The 26329-nt window shown below is 66.7% G+C and carries 29 protein-coding genes; 7 read left to right on the forward strand and 22 right to left on the reverse strand.

The annotated features are described in order from the left end of the window. The first annotated feature begins 118 nt into the window (after window positions 1–118). Window positions 119–499 (forward strand): hypothetical protein, encoded by a 381-nt coding sequence (locus tag OIE68_RS27965; protein WP_327094043.1) that lies wholly within the window; start codon window positions 119–121, stop codon window positions 497–499. Between the two features lie 29 nt (window positions 500–528). Here OIE68_RS27965 and OIE68_RS27970 read toward each other — a convergent pair whose 3' ends face one another. The 5 genes from OIE68_RS27970 to hemB form a co-directional block, all read right to left on the reverse strand. Then, complete coding sequence (locus OIE68_RS27970; protein ID WP_327094044.1) at window positions 529–774, reverse strand: hypothetical protein; 246 nt, start codon at window positions 772–774, stop codon at window positions 529–531. A 346-nt stretch (window positions 775–1120) separates the two neighbouring features. Continuing rightward, complete coding sequence (locus OIE68_RS27975) at window positions 1121–1387, reverse strand: hypothetical protein (protein ID WP_327094045.1); 267 nt, start codon at window positions 1385–1387, stop codon at window positions 1121–1123. Continuing rightward, a complete protein-coding gene (locus OIE68_RS27980) occupies window positions 1384–1920 on the reverse strand; it encodes a hypothetical protein (protein WP_327094046.1) in 537 nt (178 codons plus the stop codon). The genes OIE68_RS27975 and OIE68_RS27980 overlap by 4 nt, the downstream gene beginning before the upstream one ends. 365 nt (window positions 1921–2285) lie before the next feature. Next, window positions 2286–3272, reverse strand: a complete 987-nt coding sequence (locus tag OIE68_RS27985) for a hypothetical protein (RefSeq protein WP_327094047.1) — start codon at window positions 3270–3272, stop codon at window positions 2286–2288. Continuing rightward, window positions 3269–4246, reverse strand: a complete 978-nt coding sequence (gene hemB, locus OIE68_RS27990; RefSeq protein ID WP_327094048.1) for a porphobilinogen synthase — start codon at window positions 4244–4246, stop codon at window positions 3269–3271. Before hemB ends, OIE68_RS27985 begins: the two co-directional genes overlap by 4 nt. A 345-nt stretch (window positions 4247–4591) precedes the next feature. Between hemB and OIE68_RS27995 the strand changes: the two genes are divergently transcribed. Next, the gene (locus OIE68_RS27995; protein ID WP_327094049.1) at window positions 4592–5404 is read left to right on the forward strand and encodes a tetratricopeptide repeat protein; all 813 of its coding nucleotides are present in this window, start codon (window positions 4592–4594) and stop codon (window positions 5402–5404) included. A gap of 175 nt (window positions 5405–5579) precedes the next feature. Then, window positions 5580–5945, forward strand: a complete 366-nt coding sequence (locus OIE68_RS28000) for a hypothetical protein (RefSeq protein WP_327094050.1) — start codon at window positions 5580–5582, stop codon at window positions 5943–5945. A 125-nt stretch (window positions 5946–6070) separates the two neighbouring features. Here OIE68_RS28000 and OIE68_RS28005 read toward each other — a convergent pair whose 3' ends face one another. From OIE68_RS28005 to OIE68_RS28025, 5 genes are all read right to left on the reverse strand, one after another. Further along, window positions 6071–7633, reverse strand: coding sequence for a uroporphyrinogen-III synthase (locus OIE68_RS28005; protein ID WP_040696211.1), 1563 nt, complete (start codon window positions 7631–7633; stop codon window positions 6071–6073). Between the two features lie 73 nt (window positions 7634–7706). After that, window positions 7707–8741, reverse strand: coding sequence for a hydroxymethylbilane synthase (hemC, locus tag OIE68_RS28010; protein ID WP_327094051.1), 1035 nt, complete (start codon window positions 8739–8741; stop codon window positions 7707–7709). Then, window positions 8738–10207: a glutamyl-tRNA reductase gene (locus tag OIE68_RS28015; RefSeq protein WP_327094052.1), complete on the reverse strand. Its 1470-nt coding sequence runs from the start codon at window positions 10205–10207 to the stop codon at window positions 8738–8740. Before OIE68_RS28015 ends, hemC begins: the two co-directional genes overlap by 4 nt. Window positions 10208–10280: 73 nt before the next feature. After that, window positions 10281–11102 (reverse strand): redox-sensing transcriptional repressor Rex, encoded by an 822-nt coding sequence (locus OIE68_RS28020; RefSeq protein ID WP_327094053.1) that lies wholly within the window; start codon window positions 11100–11102, stop codon window positions 10281–10283. Between the two features lie 251 nt (window positions 11103–11353). Then, window positions 11354–11614 (reverse strand): glutaredoxin family protein, encoded by a 261-nt coding sequence (locus OIE68_RS28025; protein WP_040696217.1) that lies wholly within the window; start codon window positions 11612–11614, stop codon window positions 11354–11356. A gap of 207 nt (window positions 11615–11821) precedes the next feature. Here OIE68_RS28025 and OIE68_RS28030 point away from each other — a divergent pair, with 207 nt between their 5' ends. After that, window positions 11822–12754 (forward strand): HAD family hydrolase, encoded by a 933-nt coding sequence (locus tag OIE68_RS28030; RefSeq protein WP_419150810.1) that lies wholly within the window; start codon window positions 11822–11824, stop codon window positions 12752–12754. Here the strand turns inward: OIE68_RS28030 and OIE68_RS28035 are convergent. The 9 genes from OIE68_RS28035 to OIE68_RS28075 all read right to left on the reverse strand — a co-directional run bounded on the left by OIE68_RS28035 (window position 12751) and on the right by OIE68_RS28075 (window position 21500). Beyond that, the gene (locus OIE68_RS28035; RefSeq protein WP_327094054.1) at window positions 12751–13782 is read right to left on the reverse strand and encodes a lysophospholipid acyltransferase family protein; all 1032 of its coding nucleotides are present in this window, start codon (window positions 13780–13782) and stop codon (window positions 12751–12753) included. The two genes, OIE68_RS28030 and OIE68_RS28035, sit on opposite strands and share 4 nt — an antisense overlap. Next, window positions 13779–14810, reverse strand: a complete 1032-nt coding sequence (locus tag OIE68_RS28040) for an NAD-dependent epimerase/dehydratase family protein (protein WP_327101830.1) — start codon at window positions 14808–14810, stop codon at window positions 13779–13781. Before OIE68_RS28040 ends, OIE68_RS28035 begins: the two co-directional genes overlap by 4 nt. A 249-nt stretch (window positions 14811–15059) precedes the next feature. Then, window positions 15060–15161, reverse strand: a complete 102-nt coding sequence (locus OIE68_RS28045) for a 30S ribosomal protein bS22 (protein ID WP_003402602.1) — start codon at window positions 15159–15161, stop codon at window positions 15060–15062. 169 nt (window positions 15162–15330) lie between these two features. Further along, window positions 15331–15621 (reverse strand): helix-turn-helix domain-containing protein, encoded by a 291-nt coding sequence (locus OIE68_RS47190; protein ID WP_419150568.1) that lies wholly within the window; start codon window positions 15619–15621, stop codon window positions 15331–15333. A 207-nt stretch (window positions 15622–15828) separates the two neighbouring features. Then, on the reverse strand, window positions 15829–16665 hold the full coding sequence (proC, locus tag OIE68_RS28055; RefSeq protein ID WP_327094055.1) for a pyrroline-5-carboxylate reductase: 837 nt from the start codon (window positions 16663–16665) through the stop codon (window positions 15829–15831). A 105-nt stretch (window positions 16666–16770) separates the two neighbouring features. Next, window positions 16771–17655: a thioesterase family protein gene (locus OIE68_RS28060; RefSeq protein WP_327094056.1), complete on the reverse strand. Its 885-nt coding sequence runs from the start codon at window positions 17653–17655 to the stop codon at window positions 16771–16773. Between the two features lie 109 nt (window positions 17656–17764). Then, complete coding sequence (locus OIE68_RS28065) at window positions 17765–18628, reverse strand: sugar phosphate isomerase/epimerase (protein WP_327101831.1); 864 nt, start codon at window positions 18626–18628, stop codon at window positions 17765–17767. 143 nt (window positions 18629–18771) lie between these two features. Beyond that, on the reverse strand, window positions 18772–20472 hold the full coding sequence (locus tag OIE68_RS28070; protein ID WP_327094057.1) for a hypothetical protein: 1701 nt from the start codon (window positions 20470–20472) through the stop codon (window positions 18772–18774). Then, window positions 20469–21500, reverse strand: a complete 1032-nt coding sequence (locus OIE68_RS28075; protein ID WP_327094058.1) for a Ppx/GppA phosphatase family protein — start codon at window positions 21498–21500, stop codon at window positions 20469–20471. Before OIE68_RS28075 ends, OIE68_RS28070 begins: the two co-directional genes overlap by 4 nt. Window positions 21501–21663: 163 nt before the next feature. On the opposite strand from OIE68_RS28075, the gene OIE68_RS28080 reads away from it, so the two are divergent. Together OIE68_RS28080 and OIE68_RS28085 are read left to right on the forward strand one after the other, a co-directional pair. Beyond that, window positions 21664–22527, forward strand: coding sequence for a hypothetical protein (locus tag OIE68_RS28080; protein WP_327094059.1), 864 nt, complete (start codon window positions 21664–21666; stop codon window positions 22525–22527). A 69-nt stretch (window positions 22528–22596) separates the two neighbouring features. Beyond that, window positions 22597–22929, forward strand: a complete 333-nt coding sequence (locus tag OIE68_RS28085; protein WP_327094060.1) for a hypothetical protein — start codon at window positions 22597–22599, stop codon at window positions 22927–22929. A gap of 189 nt (window positions 22930–23118) precedes the next feature. On the opposite strand, the gene OIE68_RS28090 is transcribed toward OIE68_RS28085, so the two are convergent. From OIE68_RS28090 to OIE68_RS28100, 3 genes are all read right to left on the reverse strand, one after another. Next, on the reverse strand, window positions 23119–23808 hold the full coding sequence (locus tag OIE68_RS28090) for a response regulator transcription factor (protein WP_040696229.1): 690 nt from the start codon (window positions 23806–23808) through the stop codon (window positions 23119–23121). After that, window positions 23805–25040 (reverse strand): sensor histidine kinase, encoded by a 1236-nt coding sequence (locus tag OIE68_RS28095; protein ID WP_327094061.1) that lies wholly within the window; start codon window positions 25038–25040, stop codon window positions 23805–23807. The genes OIE68_RS28090 and OIE68_RS28095 overlap by 4 nt, the downstream gene beginning before the upstream one ends. A 130-nt stretch (window positions 25041–25170) precedes the next feature. Continuing rightward, complete coding sequence (locus OIE68_RS28100) at window positions 25171–25554, reverse strand: winged helix-turn-helix transcriptional regulator (protein WP_051182604.1); 384 nt, start codon at window positions 25552–25554, stop codon at window positions 25171–25173. Between the two features lie 91 nt (window positions 25555–25645). Here OIE68_RS28100 and OIE68_RS28105 point away from each other — a divergent pair, with 91 nt between their 5' ends. Continuing rightward, complete coding sequence (locus OIE68_RS28105; RefSeq protein WP_327094062.1) at window positions 25646–26311, forward strand: NADPH-dependent F420 reductase; 666 nt, start codon at window positions 25646–25648, stop codon at window positions 26309–26311. Window positions 26312–26329 lie beyond the last annotated feature (18 nt).

The raw sequence follows: 26329 nt of genomic DNA on the forward strand, positions 1-26329 counted from the left end.
CCGCAGTCCCGCCGGCGCAACACGCCGATCATGGTTGCGGCCGATATCGGTCGCCGACCGATTACTGATGCGTAATCTCGGTGCGTCGTCGCACCATCTAGCCCATCGGGAGGGTCCAATGCGGTTTGCCGTCATCAGCGCCACGATCTTTGCCGCGCTCGCCGCCGCCGTCACCTTCGGCACCGGGACCGCAGCCGCCGCGGATCCGGTCAGTCAGCCTGACCGGGTCGGGCTGCATCTGGATCACGCGGAGACCGCGGCCCTAGGCGGCGGACCACTGCCCGCGTTGGTCACCATGGTGGTGCCGCTCAACCGGATCGGCGCCGGACTGAAGAGCGACACCGAGATCCACCGCGACGAGAACGGCGGAGTGCACGCCTCATTGCGCCAGGTCATCATGGAGGCGGCCAGTCATCCCGACGGCACCGTCACCGTGTACCTCAACGCGCCGGGCACGAGGGACGGCCGCACGCTGGACATTTACCAGAACTGGAACTAGGGCCACGGCAGCCACCGGAGTGGGTGAACTCAGGTGTACATGCACGGCACCGAGGCCGAGATGGTGTGCAGCTGGCACATGAAGTTGTTGTACACACCCGCCGAACCCGAATCGGGCACGAAGATCGGCGCGGGCTGGGCCACCTCGGTCTGAGTGTCGGTCTGGGCGGCGGGCTCCAGCAGCAGTCCCGGCGCGGCCCATGCGGGCGCCGCACCGATCGCGGCTGCCACAACGACCGCAGCGCACACTTTCCCGGCAAAACGAATCACAAGCATTTCTCCCAGTCGACACAATTCGGATCCCGGCCGAAAGCATAACGGCCACAACAGTATTCACTGAATGCCGACCGTTGCACCTCGCGGCGCGGCACTTGCACGCTAGTGCAGTCGCCGCCGATGCGCCAGGGCACGTCCCGGATCGCCGTTGCGCCCGAGGTGCGGTGCTACGAGGTTGCGCCCAAGCAGAACCCGACGAAACCGGTGGTCAGCAGACAGGCCAACGGGACCGGCAGCAGATTCAGCAGCGAGAACGATGGAATTATCGGCATCATGCCTACGATGCTCCCGCGCAATTCGCGACCCAACAGCCGAGGCGATGCCGATCGCCGGTGATTGCCCTCGTTCAGCGCGAGCGCGCGGCACGCACCGTGCGCGCGACGGCATCGATCGCGAGCACCCCGGCCGCCACGACCAGGAAAGCGGCGAGCACCAACCACGGAGCGCTGTAGCGGGTGGAATCGAAGCCGGGCACGTCGCCCGACGGCGCGAAGGCGGTGGTGATCAGCCCATTGCGCCAGCTCACCACCGCGAGGACCGCGCAGCCGAGCGCGAGTGTCAACTCGACCAATGCCGGAAGCATCCGGTCACCGAGCGCAATCAAGCGCGTCAACGATCCACTCCGTTCTCGCTGTCTTCGGTTTCCTCGGTCCGCGTCGGCAGGTCGGCATCGGTCCCACCGAGCGCTTCGGTGAGCGCGGCCCGCAGTCCGCGGTGATTCTTCGCCCACGCCTGCACCAATTCACCACCGACGAGCCGCAGCCCGATGCCCCTGCGCCGGCGTGGCAACCCGCTCAATTCGCCGAGCGAGCGCGCCGATTCCCAATCCTCATCATCCCAGGAGTCCTCGTCCCGCTCGGGCAGCACCGCAGCGATGACCGCCAGCGGCAGGGTCTCGGTGCCCTCGCGCAGCGTGTCGGGGGTCAGCTCGACGCTCACATGCCGCTGCCCCGCGATCACCTGCAGCACAACGAAACCCGCGATCAGCGCCGCACAGAAAATGAGGGCGAACCAGTGCACCTGATCAGCGGTCACCAATTCCAGAATCAGCACGATCAGACACAGCAACGGCCCGTAGGCCACCGAACGCCAGCGCGCGCCCGGTTCGGCGAACAGGATGGTCGCGCCATCCGCGGAATCCGTCACACCATGCTCCCGGCCGCTAGCGACTGCTTGCAGGTCGCTCGAAAGGGCCAGCCGAGCCCGGCGACGGGAATCGACATCCGGTCCCGGATCAGCCGACCGCGCCGGGCAGTATCAGCAGCGCGACGGTGACCAACGCGAACAGGATCAGCAGGCTCAGTACAAGCAGATCTCTTCGAATGCTCTGCGGCTGTTGGATCACCACTCGCATCGATGCCTCCGATCTCCCGGGGCCATCTGGTCGACGTACTTACAAAACGTAAGACAACGTGTAACAAATGACTTCCGGTTCCCATGTCCTCTGTGACAACCCTCACGATACATGCTGCCGATTTCTTGACAAACTCGCGGACGGCTCCAGCCTTCGTTCACCTGCGATTCATCTGGAAGTACCCGGTCGAGTCCGGACGGTGACTCAGATACACCGCACCCGCCGCCAGCACGCCCTGCACGATCGCCGCCGCACCGGCCACCAGCGAGGCCGCTCCGGTTACCGCTTCCAGCGCGAACAGTGTGCCGACCGCGACCAGCACCAACCAGACCCCCACAGCAGTCAAAAGCGTCCGCGCCCAAAGCTTTCCGCGCACGAGCTGATGCACGAACAGCAAGGCGAACGCCGCCAGCGCCAACCCGATCACCACAGCCACAACGAAGGCCAACGAGACCATCAGCTCCGCATCGGCCATCGTGAAATTCGGATCGCCGACGTGCACCTGGTCGAACATCTTCTGCGCGAAATCCTTGCGCTGCTGAAACGCCGCGACAACCGAGCCGATCATCTGCAGAATGCCGAATCCGATTACGCCCCACCACAATTGCCGCGCCGTGCGAAGATCCTCCGGCGGTTCGGGCCGCGGCCGCGGCACGACAACGGGCCCACGGGGGTACGGTCCTGGTGGATACATCCCGGGCGGATACGGCATCGGTGGATACGCCCCCGGCGGAATCGCGCCCTGCGGATACGGTCCGGGCGGAATCGGCCCGGGCGCATGCGCTGCCGCTGGACTCGGACCGTGCGAATGCACTTCTGCGGGACTCGAGCCGTGCGGATTCGACTCAGCGGTCCCGGGCGCCTCCGCCCCCTGTGACCAGGTCTCCGCCGACTCAGCCCCCTGCGGCCCAGGCGGATACGCCTCGGTTGGATGCACGTCCTCGGGCAGTGGCGCGGGATTCGGTCCCGGAGCATCCGCCCCCTGTGGATTCGACCCGAGCGACTCCGTCCCGTCCGACTCGCGATGCGCCGAATCCGAACCGCCCGGCTCGGAGGATGACTGCGGTGTCGCCGATTCCGACTCGAACGACTTCGGACTGCCGGACTCCGAACCCGGCGCCTCGGGTCTGGGCGGATTCGTCACGACAGCCAGTGCGCGGCCTCGGTCGCCCAATAGGTGAGCACCATATCCGCGCCGGCCCGGCGGATGCCGATGAGCGATTCCAGGATGGCGGCGCGGCGGTCGATCCAGCCGCGCTGGGCGGCCGCGGTGATCATCGCGTATTCGCCCGAGATCTGATACGCGGCCACCGGCACCGTCGATTGGTCGGCGACATCGCGCAGGATGTCCAGATACGACATCGCCGGCTTGACCATCACGATGTCCGCGCCCTCGGCCAGATCCAGTTGCAGTTCCCGGATCGCCTCGCGGCGGTTCGCCGGATCCTGCTGATAACTGCGCCGATCCCCTTCCAGCGAGGAGGCGACCGCCTCGCGGAACGGACCGTAGAACGCCGAGGCGTACTTCGCCGCGTAGGCGAGGATGCCGGTATCGGTGCGCCCGACCGCGTCCAGTCCGCGCCGGATCGCGCCGACCTGACCGTCCATCATGCCGCTGGTACCGAGCAGATCCGCACCGGCTTCGGCTTGCGCGAGCGCCATCTCCACGTAACGGTGCAGGGTGGCGTCGTTATCGACGGCGCCGTCCGCGGACAGTACGCCGCAGTGCCCGTGATCGGTGAATTCGTCAAGACAGGTATCGGCCATGACCACCGTCGAATCGCCGACCTCGTCGGCGAGCGCGCGCAGACCCCGGTTGAGAATGCCGTCGGGATCGCTGGCCTTGCTGCCGGTCGCATCCTTGTCCTCGGGCCGCGGCACACCGAAGAGCATGAGCCCGCCCACACCCGCGGTGACCGCCTCGACCGCCGCCTTGCGCAGCGAATCCATCGAATGCTGCAGCACGCCCGGCATCGAGCTGATCTCGCGCGGCTCGTCGAGTCCGTCGGCAACGAACATCGGCAGCACCAATTGCCGTGGCTCGAGAGTTGTTTCGGCCACGAGACGACGTAGTGCGGGGGTACGGCGCAACCGCCGCGGGCGGTCCAATCCGGTCATAACCGCACGATACGCCCGGCCAGAATGCGAGTCACAAGCGGCGGGTGCGCCAATGGATCAGCGGGCCGGGAATCCCGGCGGCATCTGCATCTATCCGCCGCCGACGGGCCGCCGCCGACCAATACCGTCGAACCTGCCATATATCCGAGGTCGTCACCGCACAGCGCAAGGATCGCGCGGGCCACACCACGTCATCCCGTTAAGGATGTCTCGAGGATTCGATAAGCCCGCTGCGCGACACTGCGGGCTCCCCGGCGGTCGCCGGGGATTTACCGGCGCTCGAGGAGTGCGGTGCGAGGGGCGGATGATGGTGGGGAGTGGCCGGTCTTGTTCCAGGAGTACGCGATGACCGAATTCTCGACGCCACCGCGGCGACGCACCGATTGGGAAGGTCTGCGGAGACTGGCGCGTGGCGGGGATCCGGGCGTGATCGTGCAGTTGGCGCAGCGGTTATCGGAGGCGGGGGAAACGACCGAGGCCGAGCAGTGGTTCCGCCGCGCCGCCGCCCGAGGCAGCGGACCGGCCATGGCAGGCCTCGGCGCATTGCTCGCGGCCGATGGTCGGATCTCGGATGCGATTCGATGGCTGGAGTTCGCGATCGCGGCCGGTTGCCCGGGGGCGGATCAGCAATTGGGCACGTTGTATCTGGAGCGCGGAAATCTCGACGCCGCCGAGTTGTGGTTCCTGCCCGCGGCCGAGGACGGGCTGCCGGAAGCGCTGTGCAATATGGGGGTAGTCGCGAGTCGTCGCGGTGTCGACAATGAGGCGCGGCATTGGTACGAGCGGGCGGTGCGCGCCGGAAGCCCAACGGCCATGCGCACTCTCGGCGTATATCTGGCGCGCGACGGCGAAATCGAAAGAGCGATCACGCTGCTGACCGACGCGGTCCGGCGCGGTCGCGACGACGCCATGGCCGTACTCGGCGCGATCTTCCTCGACCACGGCGATCGGGTCGAGGGCGAGCGGTGGTTGCGTCGCGGCGCTGATGCGGGAGATGCTGATTCGATGTTCCAGCTCGCGCGATTCCTGCGAGAGCAACCTGTGCAGACGGCGAGTCCCGCGGCAAAAGTCCAGGCGCACAAGGACGCCCGCTACTGGCTCGAGCGCGCCGCAATCCTGCGCCACCCCCAAGCGCTCGAACTCCTACACGGACTCTGAAACGCACACCCGCGAATAGATCATCCGCCCGGATACCCGGTCTCACGGCCGGGCACCCGTACCCAAGCCCTCGGTTCGAACTCGGGGTGCCCAGATCACCGCGCGGTTCGCCGCAGCGCACGAAAGCCCTTGTGAGCGGGCGTTTTTGTCGGTGGGCAGGAGTAAAATCGAAGGCGTGTTCGAGGGAATCGCTCCGGGTTCCCGATCGCGACGGGAGGACGCCACCGTGCCCAACACCGCACCGAAGTCGAAGGTTACCGCTAGCGATTGCTTGCAGGTCGCTCGAAACAACACAGTTCGGCCCTATGTGCCGCTGCAGAAGCGGCCGCTGCCCGCCGGGCGGCCGCGCAAGTGGTACATCTCGCACAATCGACGACTCAAGGCGATGCGCCTGACCATCGCCCTGCTGGACTCCGGGATCTATCTGCCGAGCCAGGCCAGCAACGAAAGGATCCGGCGCACAGCCGAACTCATCGATATCCGCCCGCCGTCCGACACCACCTGCCGTTTGGTGCGGACCCTGCTGCGCTACAGCCGCTGATCAACGGAGCTCGACGGTTGCGGCGGCTCCGGTTGCGCGGCGAGGGAGCCGCCGCTAGCGACTGCTTGCAGGTCGCACGAAACAGCCTGCACTCTCGCCGCCCAACCGGGTAGGCCAACGGATATCTAGCGGCTGCGGCGGCTCTTCTTGCGCGGCGGGGGCAGCAGGCCCTCGGCGCGCAGGCGGGCCGCATGCTCGGCCAGCGCCTCCACCAGCGGACCGACCTGGGCGACCTCCGGCTGCACATCCACGCGCAGACCGAATTCGATGGCCGTCTCGGCGGTCTTCGGGCCGATGCACGCAACGATGGTGCGCGCGTGCGGTTTACCCGCGATACCGACCAGATTGCGGACCGTGGAGGACGAGGTGAACAGCACCGCGTCGAAGCCGCCGGTCTTGATCATCTCGCGGGTCTCGGCCGGCGGCGGCGAGGCGCGCACCGTGCGGTAAGCGGTCACGTCATCGATTTCCCAGCCGCGGTCGCGCAGACCCTCGGCCAGGGTTTCGGTGGCAATGTCCGCGCGCGGCAACAGGACTCGATTCACCGGATCGAAAACGTCATCGTAGGGCGGGAAGTCGGCGAGCAGGCCCTCGGAGGACTGTTCACCACTCGGCACCAGCTCCGGGTTGATGCCGAACGAGCGCACCTTGTCCGCGGTCGCCTCGCCGACGCAGGCGATCTTCACACCGGAGAAGGCCCGCGCGTCCAAACCGAATTCGGCGAACTTCTCCCATACCGCGCGCACCGCATTGGTGGAGGTGAACACCACCCACTGGTAGCGGCCGTCGACCAGACCCTTGACCGCGCGCTCCATCTGCGCCGGACTGCGCGGCGGCTCGACCGCGATGGTCGGCACCTCCATCGGGATGGCGCCGTGGGTGACCAGTCGCTCGCTCATCTCGGCGGCCTGATCCTTGGTGCGCGGCACCAGCACGGTCCAGCCGTACAGCGCCCGCGACTCCCACCACGACATCTTCGACCGCTGCGCGACCACCTTGCCGATGGTCACCACCAGCGGACCCACCAATTCAGAGGCCGCACTGTTGAGCGTGGCCAGCGTGGCCTCGATAGTGCGCTGCTGGCGGGTCGTGCCGCGCACCGTCACCGCGACCGGGGTCTGCGGCGCCATACCGTGTTCGACCAGCGCACTCGCGGTTTCGGCCAGATGACCCGAGGTCGCCGACAACACCAGCGGGCCGGGTGCGGCGGCCAGTGCGGCCCAGTCGACCTCACCGCGCACATCGGCCTCGGTGTGCCCGGAGCCGAGCGCGATACCGGCGAAACTCGGCACCGCGGAACCATTGGGCAGCCCCGGCAACACCTCGAAGACCATATGCGAGCGCGTCACCGCATTGACCTCGGCGATCACCGAATCGGTCGTCAGCGGATCACCCGCGACCACCCGGACCACATCGTGGCCACCGCGGGCCTCGGCGATCAGCGTCTTGGCCACCTCGGCGGGGTCGCCGAGTGCGGGCCGCACGTCCACCGGGCGTTCACCGTCCTCGCCCGGCTCGACCGCGATACCGATCAGGGCGAGCACGCCCTTGTCGACATCGGGATCGGTGAATGCCAATGTCGCCCGGCCCAGCACCTCGCGCGCACGCACTGTCAGCAGTGCCGCGTCGCCGGGCCCCGACCCGACAAACAGGATCCGACCTGGATGCTTCTTGTGCGCTCGGCTCATGCCCGCACCTCGCTAGCGCTCGGCACGGGCATGCCCGAAGGCGCTGTGCTCTTGATTCGCTCGCTGCGCTCGCTCATTGGTTTTTCTCCATTGGGCTGGAATTGGAAAAGTCAGTGCGCGGGTTATCCGCTGCTTCCGGCGTGCTGAGCAACTCACGGGCGCCCAGATCGAGCAGTTCCCGGGCCAACTCGCGGCCGAGCTCCGCAGCGCGCTCCGGAGCGCCGACCACGGAGGCTCGCAATACATCGGAGCCGTCGACGGCCGCCGCGCAACCGCGCAGCGAGAGTTCGTCGACAATTCTGCCGTCATCGTCGAGCGATTCGACGACCTCGGCGATCGCGCCGATCGGCGCGGTGCAACCGGCCTCCAGTTCGGCCAGCAGCGACCGTTCGGCAATGACGGACGCGCGGGTCGCGGCGTCGTCGAGTTCGGTCAGCACCTTGATGAGTTCGCTGTCATCGCTGCGGCATTCGACCGCCAACGCACCCTGCGCGGGCGCGGGCAACATCTGCACCGGCTCCAGCGCCTCGGTGACCACGTCGAGCCGGCCGATTCTGGCCAGTCCGGCCCTGGCCACCACGACCGCGTCCAACTCCCCCTCGCTGACCTTGCGCAGCCGGGTATCGAGATTGCCACGTAGCGGCACGATGTCCAGACCGAGTCCGAGGGCACGCAATTGGGCGGCGCGGCGCGGCGCGGAGGTGCCGACCTTGGCACCGGTGGGAAGTTCACCGAGCACCAGACCATCGCGCGCCACCAGTGCGTCGCGCGGATCCTCGCGGGGCGGGATGGCGGCGATGGTGAAACGCGGATCCTGTGCGGTCGGCAGGTCTTTGTACGAATGCACCGCGATATCGATATTCCCGGAGGCCAGTTCGTCGCGCAGTGCCGAGGTGAAGACGCCGACACCGATCTGCTGCACCGGATCCGACGACAGATCGCCCGCGGTCTTGACGACCACCAGCTCCGCATCGTGTCCGGCCGCGATCAGGTTGTCGCGGATGGTGCCCGCCTGCGTGAGGGCGAGCAAACTGCCTCTGGTGCCGATCCGCCACGGCACGCGAATGCTGCCTGCGGTCACGTTTTCCTCTTCCTGCACAACTGTCATGCCGTCTGCCCCTGTTCTTCGCCGCGGTGTCCGGCGGTGAAGTCGTCGGCCAGCGCGATCTCGCTGCCGCCGACGATCGCTTCCTGGTCGAGGGAAACATCGCCGAGGAAGCGGATCGCCGTATGCTCGTCGCTGATCGAACTGAGCTCCATCGGAGCCGCAACCGCTTGCGCCGCACCGGGTTTGAGCTCGAACAGTTCTCGCAGCGCCTCGGCGTAGGTATCGCCGCCCGGGGTGGAGGCCAACTGTTTAACTCGCACCGTCGGCGCGTGGAGCAACTTGTCCACCACGCGACGCACGGTGCGCGCCACCTCGTCACGCTCCGGATCAGCCAGTCCGGGCAGCCGGGAATCCAGCCGCAGCAATTCGGCCTCGACCACCTCGGCCGCGCGCTGCCGCAACGCGGCAACGGTCGGGGTGACCTCCGCCATGCGCTGGCCCGCAAGGTATTTCGCGAGTTCGTCGGCGACGATCGAGCGAGCGGCGGCGGTATCGTCGGCGGCCGCACCGGCCGCCGGATCGCGCTGCAATGTCTCGATATCGATGACGGTGACACCGGGCAGTCCGGCTACGGCGTGTTCGACATCGCGCGGCAGACCGAGATCACAGAACACCAACGGGCGTTCCACCTGGCTTGCGCGCTCGCGTTCGGCGAGTGCGCGATGGGTATCGGCCAGCGTCACCACCGCGCCGACCGCGCCGGTACAGGTGATGACGACATCCGCGGCCGCCATCGCCTCGGTCAGGCGCGACAGTTCCATCGAATGAGCCTCGACACCGTGACTGCGCGCGGTCGCGGCGAGCCGCTTGGCCCGGGCCGACGTGCGATTCACCACGATGATGCGGCCGATGCCCGCCCGCGACAGATGCGCCACCGCGAGCCCGCCCATCGCCCCGGCTCCCAGCACGACGGCGGTCTGCCCTGCGAGCGGGCCGAGCACATGCTGCGCCCGATCCAGCGCCACCGAAACCACCGACGCACCGGCCCGGTCGATACCGGTCTCCGAATGCACCCGCTTGCCGACCCGCAGTGCGTGCTGCGCGAGTTCGTGCATGGTCCGCCCGACCGCCTGCTGGGCATCGGCGGAGGCATAGGCGCCACGGATCTGGCTGAGCACCTGCTGCTCGCCGATCACCATCGAATCCAGACCGCTGGCCACCGCGAACAGATGCTCGGCGGCGGCCTCGCTGTAGCGGACGTAGGCGTGTTTGGTCAGATCCGGCAGCGGCAGTCCGGAATGTTTGGTCAGCAGCTCGCCGACCTCGGCGAGGCCGCCGTGGAAGGCGTCCACCACGGCGTAGACCTCGACGCGGTTGCAGGTGGAGACGATCATCGCCTCGGACACATGGCTGGAGGCGAGCATTCGATCGATCAGTTTCGGCCGGTCCGCGTCGGTGATCGCGACCTTCTCCAGAATCGAGACGGGCGCGCTGCGATGCGAAATCCCGACCAAAAGAATGCTCATGACTCCGCCTCGCTGGCGCTCGGCTGCGTCATGCGCATTGCGCGCTGGCACATGATTCGTTCGCTGCGCTCACTCATGGTGTGACCACCGATCCCTTGCTGGATGGCTCCGTTGCCGAATGCGAGGACGTCGAATGCTTGAGCGCCGGATGTCCGGCAGCAGTGTGCGCGGGCGCGCGGTGGGCGATGCGGCCGGAAACGGCGTGCGCGACCTCGGGCAGCGGCGGCGCATTGCGTGCGGTCTCGAACGACAGCATCTGCAATTCGACCGCCAGATCGACCCGGCGCACCTCCACCGTCTCCGGTGCGGTCAGCTCACACGGAGCAAAGCTCAGAATCGACTGCAGTCCGGAGGCGACCAGCAGATCGCAGACATCCTGTGCCGCGTCGTCGGGCACGGTGATCACCGCGATGGTCGGCTTCAAGACGTCGATGGCCAGGGTCAGATCCGCGACATCGCGCACCACCAGGCCGGCGACCGACCGGCCGATCACCTCGGGATGGCTGTCGAACATGCCGACCACGCTGAAGCCGCGCCGCCGGAACCCGCCGTAGCCCACCAGGGCCCGGCCCAGATTTCCGGCGCCGACCAGTACCACCCGATGTCCCTGCGAGAGCCCGAGCACATCCTCGATCCTGGTGCGCAACTTGGCGACGTCATAGCCGACACCCCGAACACCGTTGGGGCCGAGGAAGGAAAGGTCCTTGCGCAACTTGGCCGAATTGACACCCGCCGCGACAGCCAGTTCCTCACTCGATACGATGGCAACACCGTCGTCGGCCAACATGGCCAGGACCCGGAGATAGGTGGCCAGCCGCGCCACGGTGGCTTGGGGGATGTCCTTCTGCAGAGCCCTGCCGGAGACGCCACTCGGCGCCTCATGCTGCTCTGTCACGTCGTCGGCTCCTCGTTCCGGCCTCCGGCGAGGTCCGGTTCGTCGTTCGACCTCGGGCCCGGGGCGGTCCGGTGCCATGGTCGAAGTATTCGGAATGCTGGGTTCATTACGCGGTGGATCCGCAGCCTCGGCGAGCGGGTCGCGTGCCACCACCGTAACCGCTTGTGCAGCCCTTCACAAAGTCGGTGAATTTGGCCTCATTTTCCGCCGCGACCAGCAGCGCGGCGGAATCAGGCCGGATCAGCAATCGCTCAGCGAGTCAAGTCGGCCCGCAACCGGGGCTCGTCGACATCGAAATAGCTGTGCTCACGGCCGTCCAAAAGCACGACGGGAAGCCGGTCGCCGTACTCCGCGCGCAGGCCAGGGTCGGTTCCGGCGGCTTCGTCGACGTCGACTGTCGACGGCTCGATATCGAAATCGGCGCAGATCGCCAGGAGTTGCTCGAACGCGGTGACGCAGAGCCCGCAGCCCGATCTCGTCAGCAGCGTCACCGAATGTGTGGGATTGGTCATGGCCGATATTAAATCCCCTCGCCACGCCCCGATCGGAGCGCGCGGTAGTGCCTTAACTGTCACCGCGGCCAGCTAGTGTGGTTGTGGTTCGCGCGACGGGCGGAGGTACTGGTGCCGGAACGATCGAAGGTGGCAAGGGCAGGTTTCATCGCGGGACGATTCGGTGAGTTTCCGGTGCGGTGGAATCAGGGTCGGCTCGGCCAGGGTCTGCAGGACCAGCTCGCGCGCATCTCTCGCAGCCCGTTCGGCCCGAGCGAGGAAGAGCTGCGGGCCAATCTGGCCGGTGAGGCCAGTGCCGAGGCGGCGCTGTCGCTGCACGATGCCGAACTCGCCGAAGCCGATATCGAGGCCATCGGGCCCGAAGTACCGCGGGACCTGACGGCGGCCGCATTCTTCGATGTCGACAACACCATGGTGCAGGGTGCGTCGATCGTGCATTTCGCCCGCGGCTTGGCCGCGCGCAAATACTTCAAGACCTCCGATCTGGTGGACGTCGCCTGGAAACAGGTGAAATTCCGGGTCACCGGTAAGGAGAACAGCACCGATATGGCCGCGGGCCGGGAGAAGGCGCTGGCATTCATCGCGGGTCGCCCGACCGCCGAACTGGCCGCCCTCGGCGAGGAGATCTACGACGAGATCATCGCCGACAAGATCTGGCCCGGCACAAGGGCTTTGGCGCAGATGCACCTCGACGCCGGACAGCAGGTGTGGCTGGTGACCGCGACGCCGGTCGAGCTGGCACAGGTGATCGCGAAGCGGCTCGGGCTCACCGGTGCGCTCGGCACGGTCGCCGAGAGCGTGGACGGAAAGTTCACCGGGCGATTGGTCGGCGACATCCTGCACGGGCTCGGCAAGGCGCATGCGGTGCGCACACTGGCGATCCGAGAAGGCTTGAACCTCAAGCGTTGTACGGCCTACTCCGACAGCCACAACGATGTGCCGATGCTGTCGCTGGTCGGCACCGCGGTGGCGATCAATCCGGATTCCGACCTACGCGAGGTGGCAAAGAATCGCGGCTGGGAGATCCGTGATTTCCGCACCGGACGCAAGGCAGCCAAGATCGGCGTGCCGACCGCGCTGGCACTCGGCGCCGCCGGTGGCGCGGTCGCCGCGGCGGTCACCCGGCGCCGCGAGCATTAGCCCGTGAACGGGTTGCGGCGCTTGGTGAGCAGTTTGTAGAGAGTCTGCTGAATGGTTTCGCGGACCTGGTCGGTGACCTCGAACATGGTCATCGGATCGTCCGCGTCCTCGGCCTCGTAGCCGGTGGTCGCGATGGGCTCGCCGAATTCGATGTACCACTTCGACGGCAGCGGCAGCGCACCGAGCGGACCCAGATGCGGGAACAGCGGTGTCACCGGGAAATACGGCACATTGAGCAGCCGGGCGAGCGGCTTGATATCGGCCAGCTTCGGATAGATCTCCTCCGAGCCGACGATCGAGCACGGAATGATCGGTGTGCCGGTGCGCACCGCCGCTGCGACGAATCCGCCGCGACCGAAGCGCTGCAGCTTGTAGCGGTCGGTGAACTGCTTACCGACGCCCTTGAAGCCCTCCGGGAACACGCCGGTCAATTCGCCTGCGCGCAAAAGCCTTTCGGCATCCGGATGGCAGGCCAGGGTGTGCCCGGCCTTGCGAGCGAGCACGCCGAGCACCGGCGTCTCGAAGAGGAGATCGGCGGCTAGCAGGCGCAGCGCGCGTTCCTTCGGATGCCGGTCGTGGATCGCCAGTTGCAGCATCAGCCCGTCGAGCGGGATGGTGCCCGCATGGTTGGCGACGATCAGCGCACCGCCGGCCTCCGGAACGTTCTCGATCCCGTTGACCTGCACACGAAACCAATAATCCGAGAGCGGGCGCAGCGCAGGAAGGATCAACGATTCCAGCAGATGCTCGTCGAAGCCGAATTCGTCGACCTGATAGTCACCGGTGACCCGACGGCGCAGGAAATCCGCGGTGGTGCGGATCTGCTTGCCGATGGCGCCGCGCAGCATGTCCGACACCGAATGCGGCGCCGGGGGTTCGGCGGCCGCGAGACGTTCGGTCAGCGACGTCACCACCTGGCTCGGCGCGACCTCGCCGGTCACCGGCTCCGGCCAGCGCCGCGGCGTGCTCCGCTGGCGCGTTTCGATATTCAGATCGTGGAGTTGGATGACTTTCGCTACGTCATTCATGTATGTGCTCCCGTATCGGCCCCGAGCAGGCCGAGCAGTTTATGTTCTGCGGCATCGATCCATGCTGGATCGATGACGGGCCGCGACGCTGCGCCCCCGATGAAGTCGTCGAATGCCTGCACCGTCGTCCAGCGCGGGACAAAACCGAGTTCGGCGCGCATACGGGTGGTGTCGAGACCACAGCCGAAGTGGAAGTAGTCGATCTGCTCACTGGTGAAGTCCCGCATGATCGGGCCCATGATCGCACGGCCCGCGGTACGGAAGACCAGCCATGGGATCGGCAGCTCGATCCGGCCCGCACGCCGGATCGCCTGCGATAACACCAGCGCGCCGTCGCCGGCGATGTTGTAGGTGCCACCGGGCGCCTGCCGTGCCGCGTGCGCCATCGCGGCGATGGCGTCCTCCTCGTGCAGCAACTGCAGTCTGGCATCCCGGCCGAGGACCGTCGGAGCTACCGGCGAACGCAGATACTGCACACCGCGCCGGGCCAATCGTGGGCCGACAATGGGCGCCAAACGCAAAATCGAAGCGGCTATATCGGGACGCCGCCGCGCGAGTCCGCGGACGAATCCTTCGATTTCGATCATGTCGCGGGCAAACCAACCACTCGGTGGGGTTCGCGCGCTCATTTCTTCAGTGAATTTCGCGGGATCCTTCGCGCTGCATCCGTAGACCGCGGAGGTCGAGCGCACCACCACGCGCCGCACCGAAGGCGATTTCTGACAGACCGCGAGCAGCTGCATGGCGCCGAGCACGTTGAGATCCTTCATCACCGCCCGGCCACCACCGGCCGGTGGATGCGTGAGCATCGCGGGGTGCACGACGGTGTCGACCTCATTGCCGCCGATCACCTTGCGAATCAAGGGATTTCGAATATCGGCGCGAACGAATTCGGCGCGGCCCATGCGTCGTTGCAGTTCACGACTCGGGGTCATGGTGTCGACGGCCAGGATGTGCTCGATGGTCTGATCCTGGGCCAAACGCGCGACCACGTTGCCGCCGAAGAATCGGCTGGCACCGGTCACCATCACCACCTTGGGTGTATGTCCATCCCGTATTTCAGAACCCACCGCACCGGATCCCAACTGTGACAGCCCCCCAATTCCATTTGCTGCGGTACCAGAGTAACCGGTCGACTCCGATACGCAGAGGGTATTAACCAGGATCTAACGATGACTTCAGTCACCCGATACATGGGCAACTTTCAAAATTCGCTGTTTCAAAAAGAAAAGCCCGCCACCAATCGGTGACGGGCCTCTCAGCTAACGCGCAGCAACTCACTTGCCGAGTTTGCGCCGCTGAACACGCGTGCGGCGAAGCAGCTTGCGGTGCTTCTTCTTCGACATGCGCTTGCGGCGCTTCTTGATCACAGAACCCATAGGGTTGTCCTCGCGTTCTCTCTACTCGGCGCGCACGCGAATCACGTACGCCTATTTCAGCGTCCGCGCCGCCAAGCTGGCACCGGACACCACAAAGCGGTGCCGCCGGCAGGCGCACACGAACCGAGGGTTCATCCTACCGGGACACCGTCAAGCTGATGAAACCGCCTCATCCAGCGTCGAAGTAGGACGTCTCCAAATAGTCGTGCACCGCCTTGGCATGCACCCGGAATGAGCGACCGACCCGTACGGCGGGCAACTCACCCGAGTGCACCAGCCGATAGACCGTCATCTTGGACACTCGCATGAGATTCGCAACCTCGGCGACGGTGAGGAACTGAGTACCTCCGCCGAGCACCGATTGCGTCGGAGTTCCCGAACCGCCTTGGGTCCGGGAATTAGCCCGGCCACCCGATGGTCCGGAACTTCCTGGCGACGTCCCTGAATTATTTGGAGACATCTTGTTAGACATCATCGCACCACTGACCTCCGGCACGTCCGCGCCGCCGGCTTCCCCACCGGCGGAACAGACACGCACGTGCTCCTTGAAGCTTAGCGGGACCAGTGGGATTACTGCGACGGGTGTGAGAAATCAGGTTTACACGCAGGGAACCGACCGGTCACCCCGTAGACGCGCGGTGTTTGATCAACGCCCGCCCGAGACGCCTCAGGAAGCGCTGCCGCCCGCACCGTCGTTGGCACCCTGTTCGGCGGATCGTTGCTTCGCCGCGTGCAATGCCTCTAGAAAGGCCGAACGCACCCCGCCACGCTCCAATTCACGCACCGCGGCGGCGGTCGTACCCGCCGGCGAGGTCACGGCGGCACGCAGCTCAGCAGCGGTCTGTCCGGAGCTCTCGAGCAGGGCGGCCGAGCCGAGCATGGTCTGCACCACGAGTTCAGTGGCGACGTCGCGGGTCAGGCCGAGCCCGACACCGGCATCGACCATGGCCTCGACCACCAGGAAGAAGTACGCGGGTCCGGAGCCCGAGACCGCGGTCACCGCATCCATCTGCGCCTCGGTCACGGTCGCCACCTTGCCGACCGCGGCGAGCAGCTCGGTCACCTGGGTCAGCTGTTCCGGCCGGGCATAGCGGCCCGGCGCGAGCACGCTCATGCCCTGGCCGACCAGCATCGGGGTATTCGGCATCACCCGCACCACCGGGAAACCGGCGGGCAGCTTGTTCTCCAGGCGCGCCGTCGGCACACCCGCCGCCAGCGACACCAGGATCTGATCCCGGTCGGCATCGAGTTCGGCCTTGCCGACCTGGGTCAGGACCGTATCCACATCACCCGGCTTGACCGCGATGACCAGGACATCCGCACCGACGATCGCGTCCGCGATCGAATCGGTGACCCGTACGCCGAAGCGGTCGCCGATGAGTTCGGCCCGATCAGCATGCGTCTCGACGACGACCAGATCCTTCGCCGCCCGTCCGGATTCGAGCAATCCGGCGATCAACGCCTCCCCGATGCGACCGCCACCGATCACCGCAACTCTCGTCATGGGCTCAAGGCTAGCCCGCCTCCCCGAGCCTTTTGCGGGCCGCAGGTGCCACGCACTTTGCATCGCGGGCCGGCGGTCGCGGAACTGAAGGAGGGGGAACCGGTCCTATCGCTGCTGCGGTACCAGGGCGAGCTGACGGCTCTGCGCGACGACCGCACCGGTGGAGTCGAGAATCAGCTGGTCCTCGTCGAACATGCGCTCGCCGATCTCGTGGCTGGTCGCGATGATCCGCAGCCAACCCGGGGCCGGACGGCGGCGCAGGTAGGTGGTCATCTGAACGGTCGGCGCCCAACCGGTCTGGCCGAGGTTCGCCGGGACCGGCGGGCTCATATCGGCGGACATGATCGCGAAGTACATGGCGATATCCGGATCCTGCTGGTCGCCCTCGAACGGGCGCATCCAAAGACGCAGGCGCGGTTCACCTTTCGCACCGTCGAGGAATCGGGCCCACTCGCGGTCGATGAACAGTTCGGCGCCGCGCGCCACATGGACGACCTTGCCCATCGACGAATCCCGGTAACCGACGGCGTCGGCAGGCGGTTCGATCGGCATTTCAGCATGCTGCTGCGTGTAGATCGGGTCGGCGTCATCGAGATGACCGAAGGTGAACGCGGTGCGCACCAGCGTGCGCCCGTTCTGGATCAGATTCACATCGACCAGGCAGATCTGGCGACCGACCTTGCGGATGTGCACCTCGTACTCGACCTCGCCCGGCTCCGGTGCACCGAGGAAATCGGAGCTCGCCGCGATGGGCGCCATGACCACCAGGGCCGGATCGGAGGCGCGCAGCCAGCGGGTGGCCGCGGCGGCGCTGGTCGCGACCATGGTGCCGCCGTGCACCTTCGGCCCGATAGTCCAGATTTTGTCGATGATGCCCAGGTAGCGGCCGGTATCCGGGTTGGCCGACAGCAGTTCGGTCAGTGTGCACACCCGGCTGAAGGGTGCGCCTGTCGTGATGGCCTGCTCGAGCTCGGCGGTCAGCTCCGGCATCGTCACTCCTGTCGTCGGTCGGCCGCGTCGGCGAGACGCGGCGTTCGTACAGCGTAGAACGAAGCGATTCGGGGTCGGAATTCCCCTCTGCTTGCAGATCGGTGCGGCGTCACACCTGGTTGGCGTGCGTCGGGGCCGGAGCGGGTGCGCTGAGGTGTGCTCTGGCGAAGTCCAGCGTGCGGTCGAGCATGCCCGTGCGGTCCTGGGCGGTGCGCGCGTTCTGGGTATTGATCTCGGCCACCGCGTGACCGGCGAAACCGGAGCGCAGCAGCGCCGCACACAGCTCGACACAGGGCTGGGTGCCCTCGCCGGGCACCAGATGCTCGTCATGCGCCGCACCGCGGCCGTCGGCGAGATGCAGGTGCGCAAGGCCGTGGCCCATCCGCGCGGCCAGGGCGAGCGGATCGGCACCGGCGGTCGCGGTATGGGAGAGATCCAGGGTGTAGTGCCGGAATCCGGTATCGGTCGGATCGTAGGACGGGCTGAAGGCGGTCACGCCGGGACCGGGTCCACCGCGGCGCTCCAGCCGCTTCACCGACCCGGATTTGCGGCCGAAGAGGGTGTCCGCGCGCATGGGGAACATATTCTCCACCGCGACGATGACGTGGCTGTGCTCCTCCAGCTCCGCCACCTGGTCGGCGAAGCCCTGCGCATATCTGCGCTGCCAGCGGAAAGGCGGATGCACCACCACGGTGCCCGCGCCGAGCGCCTCGGCCGTGCGCACACTGCGCTCGAGTTTGGCCACCGGATCCGAGCCCCACACCCGCTGCGAGATCAACAGGCACGGTGCGTGGATCGCCAGTACCGGCACACCGTATTTGCGGGAATAGCCCTGGACCGTGGCAATGCTCTGGCTGGCCGGCTCGGCCCAGACCATCAATTCGATGCCGTCGTAACCGATTTCGGCCGCGTATCGGAAGGCCGCCTCGGTGTTCTGCGGATAGACCGAGGCCGTCGAGAGACCGACGAGGATCTGCTGACCGCCGGATCCGCCGGCCGCTTCGACCGGCGAATAGGGTTCGGTACGCACGTCGGGATCGGGAGCGGGCCCCCTGGCCACGCTCGCCGTTCTGGTGTCGTCCGCCTGCCCGATGTTCCCCACAGCCTGCTCCCTGCTCAGTTCGTACTGAGTAGAAAGGCTAGCGGTCCCAGGGTGACAAAGATGCCGACGACGACGGCTATCACCGTGCTGAGGATGTCATCGGTGCGCCGCAGTATTCGCACCAGCGCCACCAGGCCCAGGATCACGATCATCGCCAGGCACAGCGCCACCCAGGGCAGCATTTCCCACATGCGCTCGAAGCCCTTGAAGAGCAACATTCCGGCGACTGCGGCGCCGGTGCTCTGACCGCCGAGAATCATCCACTGGCGGCGATTGGCGTCGTACTCCGACTTGCGTGCGACCCGCGAGCGCGCGCGTCTCGGGGACAGGCGGGAGGCGAACGAATGATCCGAATCGACATCGTCGCCGTCGAAATCGTCCTCGTCGTCGAGGACATCACCGGTCGGGAACGGTTCGTACACATCGGTCAGACCGTCGTACACCTCTGGCTCGGCGGGCTTCGATCGGCCACGTCGTCCACGCCCGTTGCGTTCGGCGGCGCGCCCGTTCGCCCGCTCGGCCTCGGCACGTTCGACTTCATCGCGCAGCAGGTCGCCCGCTACGGTCTGGCCGGAGACGAGCTGTTGATCCTGGCTCGCCAGAGACCATGCGGCGGTGGGGATGCTCTCGGACTCGGGCGCATCGTTCTTGGTCGGTACATGTCTTCGCACCGACCAGGCAGGCAGACCGCCGTCGACCGGACCTTCCCGCCGTGCGGATCTTCGCTGATCCGGCGGCTCGGGATGGGCGCCGCGCGCCCGACCGTCGGGCGGGGACATCGGCAGTGGCGCGGACTCCGGGGCGAAGCCATTGGTGGACGGCGACCATGCCGCGGTCGAGGGTGCGGCTTCGGCCTCAGCTGCCTCCGCCGCACGTCTCCGGGCGGCCCGGCCGCCCGATCTCGATCCGCTCGGCGGGCTTTCCGGCGGGGCACCGATGCCGCGGCCGAGATCGTGCAGCGGCTGTACGTCGGTGGTCTCTTCCTCCGGTTCGGCATGCCGATGTCGGCGGCCGGTGCGTCCGGAGCCGACCGCCGAAGCGCCATCGGCAAGCGGGTCCCGCGAATACGGATCAGGTGCCGGGGCGTACGGATCGGGCGCCGGGGCGTACGGATCAGGTGCCGGGGCGTAAAGGCCCGAGATCGGCGCAGACAGCGGATCCGCGGGTGCGGCATGCCGCGACGAATCCGCGCCCGGCATTTCCCGCCCTGGCATGACCCGGCTCGAATATCCCGGCGCGGGCAGCGGATCGGCGGGCGCCTCCGGAGCGGCGTAGGCCGAGAGCGGGTCGTATCGGGTGATCGGCCCCGACATCGGCGAGTAGTTGGGTAATTCGGGTGCGGCGTACGGTGCCGGATCCGGCGCCGCGTACGAAGTGGGTTCCGGCGCAGGCGTTTCGAAACTGGACCCCGCGTACCCGCCGGACTGGAAACCGGAAGGTTGGTAACCCGACGCGTCGTACCCGTTGGATTCGTATCCGTTGGATTCATACGACGGCGGTTCGTACGCCGGTTCGTCGTCCTCGGGTGCGGCGTGCGCGGAATGGCCACCGCCGCCGCCCACCGGAATGGCAGGCAGATCACCGGTCAGCTCAGCAACCGAGATGCCGCGACCACTGCGTCGCCGCCGCCCGCCGCCACCGGACGATGCCGCGCCCTGCTGGCCGTTGCGTGCCAGCAGCTCGGCAACCGATAGCTGCTTGGAATCCTCACTCATGACGACACCGTTTCGATTGGGCCCGATAGACCGCCGCCGGGCACCGGCTTACCGCTCGTTTCCGCGACGGAACCCGGCAATGCCGTAGCCCGCGGTCCGCCGTTCATATCGGTATCCAGTTTGCGCAAGATGAGCCCCTCGCGCAGTGCCCACGGACAAATCTCGAGGCTATCCAGCGATAGTGCCCGCATACTCGCCTCCGCGACCAGTGCGCCAGCCACCAATTGCTGTGACCGATCGGAACTTACGCCTTCCAATTCTGCACGGTCCGCCGCCGTCATTCTCGAGATGAACGCAATTAATTGGCGCAGACCTGAGCTGGTGAGTGTACGGCGCACCCGCAGCCCGGCCGAAGAGGGTGCCGCTCCGGTCAACCGGGCCAGCGACCGAAACGTCTTCGAGGTGCCGACCGCGAGATCCGGTTTCCCCACGTCCAGCAGCTGTTTCGCGGGTGCGACGAGTTCCGCGTCGAGCCAATCGCGCAGCACCGCGACGCGGCGTTTGCCCGGTGGATCCTCGCGCAGCCACTCTCTGGTCAACCGTCCGGCGCCGAGTTGCAGCGAGACCGCGAGATCGGGTTCCTCGTCGCCGCCGTTGGTCATTTCCAGTGAGCCGCCACCGATGTCGAGATTGAGGATCCGGCCCGCGCTCCAGCCGTACCAACGGCGCACGGCGAGGAAGGTCAGCCGGGCCTCGTCGACACCGGCGAGCACCTGCAGTTCGACGCCGGTTTCGGCGCGGACCCTGGCGAGTACCTCATCGGAATTCGCGGCCTCACGCAGCGCGGAGGTCGCGAACGGCATCAGCTCGACACAGCGGGAAGTCTCGGCGATGCTGGCGAATTCGGCGACCGTCGCGATCAGCCGTTCGGCCCCTTGGACGGTGATGCAGCCGTCGGCATCCATGTTCTCCGATAGCCGGAGAGTGGCCTTTGTCGAGCTCATCGGCATCGGGTGACCACCGCGATGGGCGTCCACCACAAGCAGGTGGACGGTATTGCTTCCGACATCGAGTACCCCAAGCCGCACATGAATACGGTACTGGGTGAACCGGCCCTTTAGCCCAGCCGACTGAACTGTTAGCGTCCTGAAGTGTGACGGTAGGCGCAGCAGTGAGTGAGCGCAGCGAGCGAACCAGCAAGCGCAGCGCGGCGCAGCGCGCGACGGAGCCGCGCGCCGGCGAGGTGGAGTCGTGAGCGGCTCCAAGAGGCCCCGACCAGCGGGGAAGATCGATCCGGCGCCGGAGGTCGATCTCGACTTTCCCCGTGAATGGATCGAGTTCGTGGATCCGGCAAACGACGAGCATGTGATCGTCGCGGATATGACCTGGCTGCTGTCGCGCTGGACGTGTGTCTTCGGAACTCCGGCCTGCCAGGGAATTCTGAGCGACCGCCCCGATGACGGCTGCTGCTCGCACGGTGCGTTCCTCTCCGACAAGGATGATCGCAAGCGTCTGACCAATGCTGTGAAAATGCTCACACCGAGCGACTGGCAGCTGATGGACGAGGCGACCGACGCCGAGGGCAAGATCACCAAGAAGGGCTATCTGGAGCTCGACGAGCTGGAGGACGAGCCCGCGCTGCGCACCCGTCGCTTCGACGGCGCCTGCATCTTCCTGAACCGCCCCGGGTTCGACGGCGGCGTCGGCTGCGCGCTGCACACCATGGCGCTGCGCAAGGGCATCGAGCCGCTCGAGGTGAAGCCAGATGTGTGCTGGCAGCTGCCGATCCGGCGCACCCAGGACTGGGTGGAGCGCCCAGACGGCGTGCAGATCCTGAAGACCACCATCACCGAATACGACCGTCGCGGCTGGGGTCCCGGCGGCGAGGACCTGGACTGGTACTGCTCCGGCTCCCCCGACGCCCATGTCGGCACCCGCCCGGTGTGGCAGTCCTACGGTCCTGAACTGAAGGAATTACTCGGCGCACCCGCCTACGAAGAGCTGGCCCGACACTGCAAGCGCCGCGAGGGGCTCGGCTTGATCGCGATCCATCCCGCGACCGTGCACGCCGACCGTATGAAATCCGACCAACCGATCGCCGACCAATCGGCGTGAGGTTTGCATAGCGGGTGATTCACCTGCTCGCCATGCGCGCTTTACTCAGATGCGGTTGGATGTGCGGTCATGTTGAAGAAAGCCCTGCCCCTGACCGCCATCGCGCTCGGCGCCACCGCCGCGCTGACCGGTGCCGCGCATGCCGAACCCAATGGTGACCCGGCCAAATACGCCGATTTCACCGCCGACTTCCTGCCCGCCAACACCCCTGAGGCGCTGAACGCCCAGGCGAATGGCAAGAACCTGATCATGAGCCCGTACGGCCTCAGCCGCACCATCGCCTGCCGCGGCACCAGCGCGGCGGATGTCTACGACTGCATGCAGGAAGACGATCTCGGCTGGATCACCCTGCACAAGCAGGACGTCCCCGGCATCGGCCCCACCTGGGTCTACCTGCCCTGATTCGGATACGCAGCAGCACCGAGGTTGTCGGGGCCTCGGTTGCTGCGAATCTTTGCCTACGTATCAACTGATTTCGCAAGCACATGGGTAACTCGTCGGATACGCCCAGAACCGGTGACCGACACGACCGCCGGTCCGCGACGCGAGTCTGGCGTCACCTACCGATCGGCAAAATATTCGGGGAGGCGGTCAAGCCTCGAGCTTGTAGCCGAGGCCGCGGACGGTGACGAGGTGCTCCGGCTTGGCCGGATCGCCCTCGATCTTCGAGCGCAACCGCTTGACGTGCACGTCGAGGGTCTTGGTGTCCCCGACGTAGTCGGCGCCCCAGACCCGGTCGATCAGCTGGCCGCGGGTCAGCACTCGCCCGGAATTGCGCAGCAGATATTCGAGCAGATCGAATTCCTTCAACGGCAGGGTGACCTGCCTGCCGTTGACGTGCACGGTGTGGCGGTCGACATCCATCCGGACCGGTCCGGCCTCGAGCACACCGCTCTCATTGCCGCCGTCCAGTTCATCGCCCGCGCCGCGGCGCAGCACGGCCCGGATGCGGGCGATCAGTTCGCGCGCCGAGTACGGCTTGGTGACGTAGTCGTCGGCGCCGAGCTCCAGGCCGACCACCTTATCGATCTCGCTGTCGCGCGCGGTGACCATGATCACCGGGACCCCGCTGCGGGTGCGCAGCTGTTTGCACACGTCGGTGCCGCTCATACCGGGCAGCATGAGGTCGAGCAGCACGATATCGGCGCCGGAGCGGTCGAATTCGGCGAGCGCGGACGGTCCGTCACCGACCACGGTGACCTCGAATCCCTCCTTGCGCAGCAGGAACGCGAGCGGATCGGCCAGCGACTCCTCATCTTCGACGATCAGAACACTCGTCATCTGCGTGCCTCCACACCATTCGGTCTGCCCGGCCCCGTGGGGCGCGGGTGTGTTTCTCTCATACTCACCGCGGAACCGTCGACCTCTTCTTCGCCGTCGGCTTCATGGTGGGCAGGTATTCGCAGGGTGAACGTCGATCCGGTGCCGAGCTTGCTCCACAGGGTGATTTCACCGTTGTGGTTGGCCGCCACGTGCTTGACGATAGCCAGGCCGAGCCCGGTGCCACCGGTGGCGCGCGAGCGTGCCTTATCGGATCGGAAGAATCGTTCGAAGACCCGCTCCTGGTCTTCCTTGGCGATACCGATGCCGCGATCGGTCACGGCCATCGCGACGTGATCGCCGCGCAGTGAGCGGCTCACCGAAACGTGGGAGCCCGCGAGTGAGTACGCGATGGCGTTCTCCACCAGGTTGGACAGTGCGGTGACGAGCAGGGTTTCGTCGCCGAGCACCTCGAGCCCGCTCGGGCGATCGGTGCTGACGGTGATGCCCGCGGCCTCGGCGGCGGTACGGGAGCGATCGACCGCCTGCGTGACCACGGAGTCGACGTCGACCACCTCGAGCTCGGGTAGCTTTTCCGCGCCCTGTAGTCGCGAGAGCGCGATCAACTCGGTCACCATCTTGCCGAGGCGCCGGGATTCACCGAGTACGCGCTGACCGAAGTGCCGGACCGCCTCGGGATCTTCGGCGGATTCCAGCATGGCCTCGGCCAGCAGGCTCATCGCGCCAACGGGAGTCTTGAGTTCGTGGCTGACATTGGCGACGAAGTCGCGGCGGGTGGCCTCCATGCGGGCCTGCTCGGAATCGTCGTCGGCGAACAGCACGGTGAAGCTGGTCTCTTCGCGCGACAACTGTCTGGCCACTCCGCGCACCGCGATCCGGCTGCGGCCGGGCATCGGGTTCTTCGCGGTGAGATCGAATTCGGTGGATTCGCCGGTGGCGAGCACCTTCTCCACCGCGGCCCAGGCGCGTTCGTCGAGCAGCCGGTTGCGGACCAGGCCTAGTTCCTCGGCGCGCGGATTGACCAGCACCACGTCGCGGTATTCGTCCACGACCGCGATTCCGCTCTCGGAGGCGAGCACGATCAGGTCGAGCACCTGAGACATGGTGAGACCGGAATCCGCCTGTCTGCGGGCGGCCTGCCTGGCGTTCATGAACGGGATCAGTAGCCCGCCGACTGCCAGGCCGACAACAGCCGCGAGGACTGCCAGCAGGACGGCCTGGGGAACACTCACACTTGAATCGTACGGTCGCCGACCGACAACCCAACTCGGGGTACGCGAAGTTTCGCGCAGGTCATGGGTACTTCCAGGCCCGTTAGCCGCTTGTTTACGCGTTGTTCGCGCGACAGCGTCCGGATCGCTTTCACTCCTCCGAATCCGACATTGCCGACCGCACCGAGTCGCCGTGGCGGTCGGCCCATTCGCCGAGGGCGTAGATCGGAATGAGCAGATCGCGTCCGGCTTCGGTCAGTTCGTATTCGACGCGGGGCGGGGCCTCGGCGTAGCGGTGGCGCTCGATGAGGGTCATGGTCTGCATGCGGCGCAGCGTCTGGGTGAGCATCTTCTGGCTGATGCCGCCGATGGCGGTGCGCAGGTCACCGGGGCGCATCGGGCCGTCGCGCAGCATGTAGACGATGACCGCGAGCCAACGGTTGCCGAACAGGTCGACGCCGAGGCGGGCCGGACAGTCGGCCTCGTAGTCGCCATAGGGCGCGAATTCCACGGGTTCGGCATGTTCGACCGTCATGACTCCAGCCTGCCATCGTTATTGCGCACCTTCGGGTGCCTATCGAAATCCCTAGCGTCGGTGCCGGATACACCCCTTACCAGGAGTTGATATGCGAATCGGAATCATCGGGGCCGGCGCGATGGCGAAGGCACTGGGCGTCGGCTGGGCCGCGGCCGGACACGAGGTCGTCATCGGCGCTCGGTCCCGTGCGGCCGCGGATGCGCTGGCAGCAACCATCGGGCACGGAGCGCGGGGCGGAAGTGTCGGCGCGGCTGCCGAATTCGGGGCGGTGGTGCTGTTGGCACTGCCGGTAAGTGCCCTTGACGAAGTATTGGGTGAAATCGGCGCAGAACTTGCCGGACGGACGGTGATCGACTGCACCAATGCGTTCCTCCCGGACGAGGCCGCGCCGCAAGGAGTTCCGGCTTTCGTACTGTCCGAGGACGCGGTCGCCGCTCGCATCGCGGCGACGGTTCCCGAGGCGAACGTGGTGAAGGCGTTCAACGTATGTGCCGCCGAGGTGTGGGAATCACCGGCCCGTGTCTTCGAGGACCGCAGGCTGGCGGTGCCGATCTGCGGTGACGATGCTTCGGCAGTGCAACAGGTCGCCACACTGGCGGAAGATATCGGGCTGCAACCGATTTCGGCGGGCGGACTGCATCAGGCCAAATATCTCGAGGCCACCTCGGTCTTCACCGTCGGCCTCTGGTTCGGCGGTGCGGATGCCCGCGCGATCTTCCCGCCGTTGGAGTCGGCATTCGCCGTGGCCGACTAGCGACCAGACCCGGTCCGA

Origin of the sequence: Nocardia vinacea, assembly GCF_035920345.1 — a bacterium.
Lineage (GTDB): Bacteria > Actinomycetota > Actinomycetes > Mycobacteriales > Mycobacteriaceae > Nocardia > Nocardia vinacea_A.